The following is a 6,789-nucleotide window of genomic DNA, read 5'->3' on the forward strand; positions in this document are numbered from 1 at the left end:
TACCAGACCGAGACGCCGTTTACTGGCGTCTCCCAACGGCAGATTAACATGTTGCCTGCTGCGCGGGTTTATCAAGGTCAGGTGACTAACTTCCGTACACCAGGTGGTGGATTCGCGCCTATCTTTCAGGTGTGAAGGTATACCTCAGATCGTGTATGATACTCTTAGAACACTTTTTAAAACACTCTCTTAAATCGGAAAAAGCGATGATTCAAACTGTTATCCATTATTTTCTACACTTTGGTATGCCGTTTATTATCGCCTACACATTTTTTCGTAATGACTATAAACGGGTATATTTGATCCTATTAGCAACCATGCTAGTTGATTTAGATCATCTGCTAGCGACACCTATCTTTTCGCCCAATCGTTGCAGTATTAACTTTCATCCGCTCCATACTTATTATGCAATGGCAGCATATGCGGCTATGCTATTTCTACCAAAACCCTATAAAATAATTGGTTTGGGGTTATTACTACATATGCTAACTGATTTGAATGACTGCGTGATGACCTATATTAATTGTCCGCAGTGTTTGAGTCAGGCTCCTGCCCGTGAGTTGGTAGCGTGGTTAGGCAGAGCCATTAAGTTTTGATACGGCTGTGACTACATCTCTTTGTGCCTCTCTCATAGATCACCTTTTCAATAACTCCTAGAAGTAGCATGTATGCACTGCTATTTAACCCTAAATAAATCTTCGCATTAGACCACTTATGTTCTAATACGAGGATTGAGTTTGTCTAGTTGGTTACTCTAAGCTTAGTGAGACAGCTATGTTTTTAATCAGGTAGTAGCGGCACGAACTAAGCGCTACTTTTTTTCCATCGTTTTAATAGTGCTGTAATCGCCACGGGTACGCAAAACAACTTGAACATCCGATTCGCCGCGATTGCGCCAAAACCAGCCATGATTACCTGTAAACGCGGCTTCTAGAACGCCTTCATCAGCGGCAACCCCGCGACCTTTTTCATAGCTAATCGCTTGGCCTGGTGCGTCACCATGGGTGTCGAAGTTGACATCACCACCTGTCACGACCCAAGAGTATTCAGTCTTGTCACCTGCAGCCATTTTCATTTTAATTTCTAATCCTTCACCTGGAGTCAAGGTGAAGGGGATTTCATCACGCCATTGCCCACTAGCGACAGCAGTATCAGCAAGTGTGGCATCTACTGCTTGTTCGGTCACATTATCAATGCCAAGTGTTTCGGACGCAACTGATTCAGTCACCACTACACCAGCAGTATCTGCGGCAGCTTCTTCTGCTAATTGCTGCTTAACTTGTCCCATTTCTGTCAAACGAAGTAGATTGCCAACCCCAGTTGGGTCGATGCCATATTCAGCTGGGAGAACCACCGTAAATAAAAGAACTATGGCTGCAATTGCAGCCAGAATAGTAGATTTCATAAGCTGCTTTGAAGAGGGAAGTTCAGCCTGTAAAGGGGTGTCACTGTTATACATATTGGAAATCCTTGGGTTATTAAGACATTAAATAGCCAGTAAGCTGTATGCCCACTAAAATAAATCCTGCGCTCATCATGGCGACGTTGGCGGTATAGGCGTGACGGATGAAACTTAGCGTACGACGCCAATAGCTCATGCCGATTAATATGATTGCTAAAGCCAGTAGTTGCCCAATTTCCACACCCACGTTAAATGCGAGTAGGTTAGGCAGTAAACCGTCAGGTGACATATCGTATTCAAGAATCTTAGTTGATAACCCAAAGCCGTGGAAAAGACCAAATATAAGCACTGCTATTTTGGTATTTGGTTGATACCCGAACCATCGCTGAAAGGCACCGATGTTGTCTAATGCTTTATAGACGACAGAGAGACCAATAATTGCATCAATCAGATAACTGTTCATACCGATGTTGAAATACACGCCTAAGATCATAGTAGTGGAATGACCTAATGCAAATAAGCTTACATAGATGCCAATGTGCTTTATACGGTAAAGAAAGAAGATGACCCCGAAGAGAAACAGGATGTGGTCATACCCCGTTATCATGTGCTTAGCGCCCAAGTACATAAAGGGTAAAATATTGACCCCTGAAATCTCCTGAATATAGCCTTTATCGCCCGCTGTTACAGCGTGAGCCAAAGCTTCATTGCTGCCAATAAGGACACAGAAAAGCAGTACCGAGAGTAATAGCAGACGGGTCTGCCAAGTCGCCCATAGCGAGCTTGTTGACCTATTATGAACATAGCTGTGCATTAAGAGTCCTATGATGTGAAATAATGGATACGCGGCATGATGTAATACAATAAAAAATTTTGACCTCAATCGATGAAGTAACCATGACTTGCATCACTAAGCACTTTCTTAAAGATTGACACGTAAATCATGAATTTTTTGAATGCAAACCGAGTAATTAAGGAGTAAGATACTATCCCCTAGGGGGGGATACTGTCAATAAAAGAACTTAGGTTTTTATCGGGTATAATCATGTTCCCTAGAGGAAGGATACTGTCACTATGAAAAAACCGCATATACACGCTTCTCATCCAGCCGTTATCACACGCCTTAAAAAAGCGAATGGTCATCTAAGCAGTACGATAGAGATGTTGGTTGAGGGTCGAACCTGCCTTGATGTAGCACAACAGTTACAAGCGGTAGAGAACGCGATTCACCAAGCCAAGAAAATTTTAATTCAAGACCATTTAGATCATTGCCTTGAAGATTTATTAGGGGCTGTTGACAAAGATCAGCAGAATTCTATCGAGGAGTTCAAGGAAATAACTCGTTACCTATAAGATCAACCGACTGATCTAAAGAGACACCCCATGCTTAGTATCTTTGCAAACCGAACTTATCGCCATCTATTCGCCGCGCAAGTCATTGCCCTGATTGGCACAGGTTTAGCTACTGTGGCGCTAGGTCTTTTGGCTTTTGATTTAGCAGGTAATAACGCTGGGGTCGTCATGGGAACTGCATTGGCCATCAAAATGATTGCCTATGTTGGTGTCGCACCAATTGCAGCGGCCTTTGCCGAACGGCTGCCCAAACGCACGATGTTGGTAACGCTGGATGTGATACGAGCAGGTGTAGCCCTGCTTCTGCCGTTTGTTTCCCAGATCTGGGAAGTTTATGTGCTGATCTTTGTGTTGCAATCTGCCTCAGCAGCCTTCACGCCGACTTTTCAGGCCACTATTCCTGATATTCTACCTGATGAAGAGGACTATACAAAAGCCTTATCTCTCTCACGCCTTGCGTACGATATGGAAAGTCTGGTCAGTCCTATGTTAGCGGCGGCATTACTGACAGTAATGAGTTTTCACAATCTGTTTACGGGGACGGTGCTGGGGTTTTTAGTCTCTGCCATATTGGTAGTGTCGGTGGTGCTACCAGCGCATGCTGTGCCAGAGCGCCGCAGCATTTACGATAGAACCACACGTGGTATTCGAATCTATTTAGCCACTCCTCGACTGCGCGGATTACTCGCTGTCAATGTTGCAGTTTCTGCCGCAGCGTCTATGGTTTTTGTGAATACAGTGGTGATCATTCAGGGTGGCATGGGACTACCTCAGAGTGCAGTCGCACTAGCATTAGCGAACTTTGGTGCAGGTTCTATGATTGCTGCATTGGCTTTGCCAAGCTTACTAAGTAAGCTGACAGACCGTAGTGTCATGTTAAGCGGTGTAGGGTTGTTAGTAGTGGGTATGTTCGCTGGTACATTGATGATGGGGCAGAACTCGCTTATGGCCTTATGGTTCGTGCTAGGTTTAGGTTATTCTGCTGCCCAAACTCCCTCTGGACGCTTGTTATGGCGATCCTCACATCAGGAAGATCGTCCTGCATTGTTTGCCGCTCAGTTTGCCTTGTCTCATGTCAGTTGGTTGGTGTTTTATCCCTTGGCTGGTTGGTTAGGTGCTCGCTACAGTATGACCGTAGCTTTTGCAGTATTAGGCTGTGCTGCTGCATTAGCGGTATGGGCCGCTTTTAAAGTTTGGCCCTCTATTGATCTAAAAGAGATTGAACACGAACATTTTAATTTGCCAGAAGGTCATGCTCATGCCACTGGGTCTCTTACACCCAATGGGGTACGCCATACACATCCTTTCGTAGTCGATGACTATCATCCTCGTTGGCCAAGCTCTGGTCGTTGATGTCAAGCCTGTACATGAAGGAACGCCATTTCATATTGAAAAGCACACTACTATGTACACTGACATGCTATAAATAGCTCAAATCATTGATAATAACCCCTTAGATTTGGATGTTCAAGTCCTCACTAGGGTACTGCCCTTATTCCCATAAGAGATCATATATCATGTGCGATCTCAAATTTATTATGAAGATAGTAAATTGATAATGTAGAGTTTGTAGGAACGTAAGATGGTAACTGTAATACGAGATTTAAAAGAAGACTGGTCACTTTCAGCGTCTGTTGCCGGCTTTTTAGCGGTGCTTATTGCTTATGCTGGGCCACTGATTATTTTCTTTCAAGCGGCACAAGCAGCACAAGTGTCAGAGGCCATGATGGCATCTTGGATTTGGGGTATATCGATAGGCACCGCGATACCCGGTATTTATCTTTCTATTAAATATAAGGCGCCGATAGTTACCGCTTGGTCTGCTCCAGGAACGGTTCTACTCGTGACATTATTTCCACAGATGAGTGTTAATGAGGCCGTTGCAGCTTATATTATCTCAGCCATTGTCATTTTTATTGTCGGCGCGACTGGCTATTTTGATAAGGTTTTACGGTGGATCCCTAACAGTATTGCCGCTGGTATGATGGCAGGTATCTTATTTCAGTTTGGCTTAGCGTTATTCGTCGCTACTGATACCATGCCATTTATCATTTTCAGTATGTTGGGCTGTTATTTATTGGCCAAACGCTTGTCACCGCGCTATACAATGATTTGGGTATTATTGTGTGGCGTCATCTTAAGTTTGCTACTTGGCAAGATGAATCCTGTCGATATCAATTTCACTATGACCATACCCGTCCTCATCTGGCCAGAGTGGTCGTGGTACTCAACGTTGAACCTCGCTATACCACTAATCCTTGTCAGCTTAAGCGGACAATTTTTACCCGGCATGGCTATCTTGAATTTAAGTGGCTATGACACTCCGGCGAAACCTATTGTCATGGCCTCTAGCATTGCTTCGTTAGCCGTTGCTTGCGTAGGAGGTATCACCATTACATTAGCAGCAATCACCGCTGCACTATGTACGGGAAAAGATGCGCATGAGCTCAAAGAAAAGCGTTATATCGCCGGTGTCGCTAATGGTATTTTTTACTTATTAGGGGGACTGTTTGCTAGTAGTATTGTGCTGGTATTTAGCTTATTACCTAAAGAGCTGATCGCCGCTCTAGCTGGTCTGGCGCTAATAGGTGCTATCTCAGCCAATATTGCTGTTGCCATGAAAGATGATAGTCAAAGAGAATCGGCACTGATTACTTTTTTAGCCACGGCATCCGGCATGCAGTTTTTGGGATTGAGTTCGGTGTTTTGGGGCATCTGTATCGGTATGATCGCTCACTACGTATTGACTAAAAAAAGCAGCAAGCTGGTTGCGCTATAACTCGCTATAAAGGTACATTGAAGAAAGTAAAAAACCTATCAAAAAAAGTCCACGATGTGTACTGCTGAGACCTAAAACCTATAGACTCCTAGAAAAAATGGAATATAGCTGAATATTTAGGTTCTAACCACGGAACCACTCATTGTTTCTATAAATTAGAGTATGACAAATGACTTTGGATAGAAGAAGTCAGTTTACACTGGTTTCGTTGAGGTATATTCCGAAGGAACCAATCCATTGATTTGTCTGACACTTGGCATAGGTGTAGAGTTAATGTTAATAACAGGCAAGAAGTCATTGATGCCTTTTTTAGCGCAAAAGAGGCTGGCTTAACTGTTTTTAAACCGCCGAGAACTCTTTGGAAAGGGACACCTTTACATGAGTGATGGCTAAAAAAACTTGATGGTGATTTAATCGAAATCTATGCACGTCTAACAGATATAGCGCTTTTAACAAAACCCCAAAATGAGCAGCCAACTTTTTAGTAGCAGGAACTGAGAGTAATTATGTCAACTAAGATATTCGATGTGGTAGTGATTGGCGGCGGTCAAGCAGGTTTAGCGGTAGGGTATTACCTTAGACGTGCTAAGCTTGATTTTATTATTCTTGATAATCAAAGCCAAAGTGGTGGGGCGTGGAATCATACTTGGCCATCACTACGGTTATTTTCTCCGGCGGTAATGAGTTCATTACCCGGTAGGCTCATGCCAAAGGCCAAAGATAATGAGTACCCGCATCGAGATGAAGTGCTCAGTTATCTTGCCGACTATGAGCAGCACTACCAACTGCCTGTGTATCGACCATATAAAGTGACCAATGTACAACGCGATAGTGAACACAACTGTTTGCGAGTGACTGATGGGAAATTTACTTGGTTGGCTAAAGCGGTAGTTAATACGACAGGTACGTGGAGTCATAGCGTTATACCAACGCTTGACGGCCAAGAGATGTACCGCGGTGAGCAGTGTCATTCTGCACACTATGCTGGTATTGAGGCGTATAAAGGCAAGCGGATACTGGTAGTCGGTGGCGGCAATTCTGGCGCACAAATTTATGCTGAGCTAGCTGAGATTGCCAATGTAAGCTGGGTCACGCGTGAGCAGCCATTATTTTTAGCAGATGATGTCGATGGTCGCGTATTATTTGAGAGAGCTACGGCTCGGATTACTGGTAATAATGGAGATGCACCTGTGGGCGGAATTGGTGACATTGTCATGGTACCACCAGTGAAAGCGGCTCGTGACAAAGGTATTTT

General features: G+C 44.0%; 7 protein-coding genes. 5 read left to right on the forward strand and 2 right to left on the reverse strand.

The genetic code is table 11. From position 1 onward, the window contains the following. Positions 1 to 206 precede the first annotated feature (206 nt). Positions 207 to 596: a DUF6122 family protein gene (locus VLN09_RS01060; RefSeq protein ID WP_325243259.1), complete on the forward strand. Its 390-nt coding sequence runs from the start codon at positions 207 to 209 to the stop codon at positions 594 to 596. 215 nt (positions 597 to 811) lie between these two features. Here the strand turns inward: VLN09_RS01060 and VLN09_RS01065 are convergent, their stop codons facing one another. Continuing rightward, positions 812 to 1,459 carry a transmembrane anchor protein gene (locus VLN09_RS01065; RefSeq protein ID WP_325243261.1) on the reverse strand — a complete coding sequence of 216 codons (648 nt, stop codon included), beginning with the start codon at positions 1,457 to 1,459 and terminating at the stop codon, positions 812 to 814. Between the two features lie 19 nt (positions 1,460 to 1,478). Next, positions 1,479 to 2,216: a HupE/UreJ family protein gene (locus VLN09_RS01070; protein ID WP_325243263.1), complete on the reverse strand. Its 738-nt coding sequence runs from the start codon at positions 2,214 to 2,216 to the stop codon at positions 1,479 to 1,481. 260 nt (positions 2,217 to 2,476) lie between these two features. On the opposite strand from VLN09_RS01070, the gene VLN09_RS01075 reads away from it, so the two are divergent. The 4 genes from VLN09_RS01075 to VLN09_RS01090 form a co-directional block, all read left to right on the forward strand. Beyond that, a complete protein-coding gene (locus VLN09_RS01075) occupies positions 2,477 to 2,755 on the forward strand; it encodes a metal-sensing transcriptional repressor (protein WP_325243265.1) in 279 nt (92 codons plus the stop codon). 30 nt (positions 2,756 to 2,785) lie between these two features. Next, positions 2,786 to 4,108, forward strand: coding sequence for an MFS transporter (locus tag VLN09_RS01080; RefSeq protein WP_325243267.1), 1,323 nt, complete (start codon positions 2,786 to 2,788; stop codon positions 4,106 to 4,108). 229 nt (positions 4,109 to 4,337) lie between these two features. Next, positions 4,338 to 5,534: a benzoate/H(+) symporter BenE gene (benE, locus tag VLN09_RS01085; protein WP_325243269.1), complete on the forward strand. Its 1,197-nt coding sequence runs from the start codon at positions 4,338 to 4,340 to the stop codon at positions 5,532 to 5,534. Between the two features lie 506 nt (positions 5,535 to 6,040). Continuing rightward, the coding region (locus tag VLN09_RS01090) for an NAD(P)-binding domain-containing protein (RefSeq protein WP_325243271.1) at positions 6,041 to 6,789 on the forward strand (749 nt) is incomplete at its 3' end.

Source organism: Psychrobacter sp. (genome assembly GCF_035469765.1).
Classification (GTDB): domain Bacteria; phylum Pseudomonadota; class Gammaproteobacteria; order Pseudomonadales; family Moraxellaceae; genus Psychrobacter.

What these genes read in the sequence shown, in the direction of transcription:
- VLN09_RS01060 (WP_325243259.1), top strand. Translation starts at nt 207, where the DNA reads ATGATTCAAACTGTTATCCATTATTTTCTACACTTTGGTATGCCGTTT.
- VLN09_RS01070 (WP_325243263.1), bottom strand. Translation starts at nt 2,216, where the DNA reads ATGCACAGCTATGTTCATAATAGGTCAACAAGCTCGCTATGGGCGACT.
- benE (WP_325243269.1), top strand. Translation starts at nt 4,338, where the DNA reads ATGGTAACTGTAATACGAGATTTAAAAGAAGACTGGTCACTTTCAGCG.
- VLN09_RS01080 (WP_325243267.1), top strand. Translation starts at nt 2,786, where the DNA reads ATGCTTAGTATCTTTGCAAACCGAACTTATCGCCATCTATTCGCCGCG.
- VLN09_RS01075 (WP_325243265.1), top strand. Translation starts at nt 2,477, where the DNA reads ATGAAAAAACCGCATATACACGCTTCTCATCCAGCCGTTATCACACGC.
- VLN09_RS01065 (WP_325243261.1), bottom strand. Translation starts at nt 1,459, where the DNA reads ATGTATAACAGTGACACCCCTTTACAGGCTGAACTTCCCTCTTCAAAG.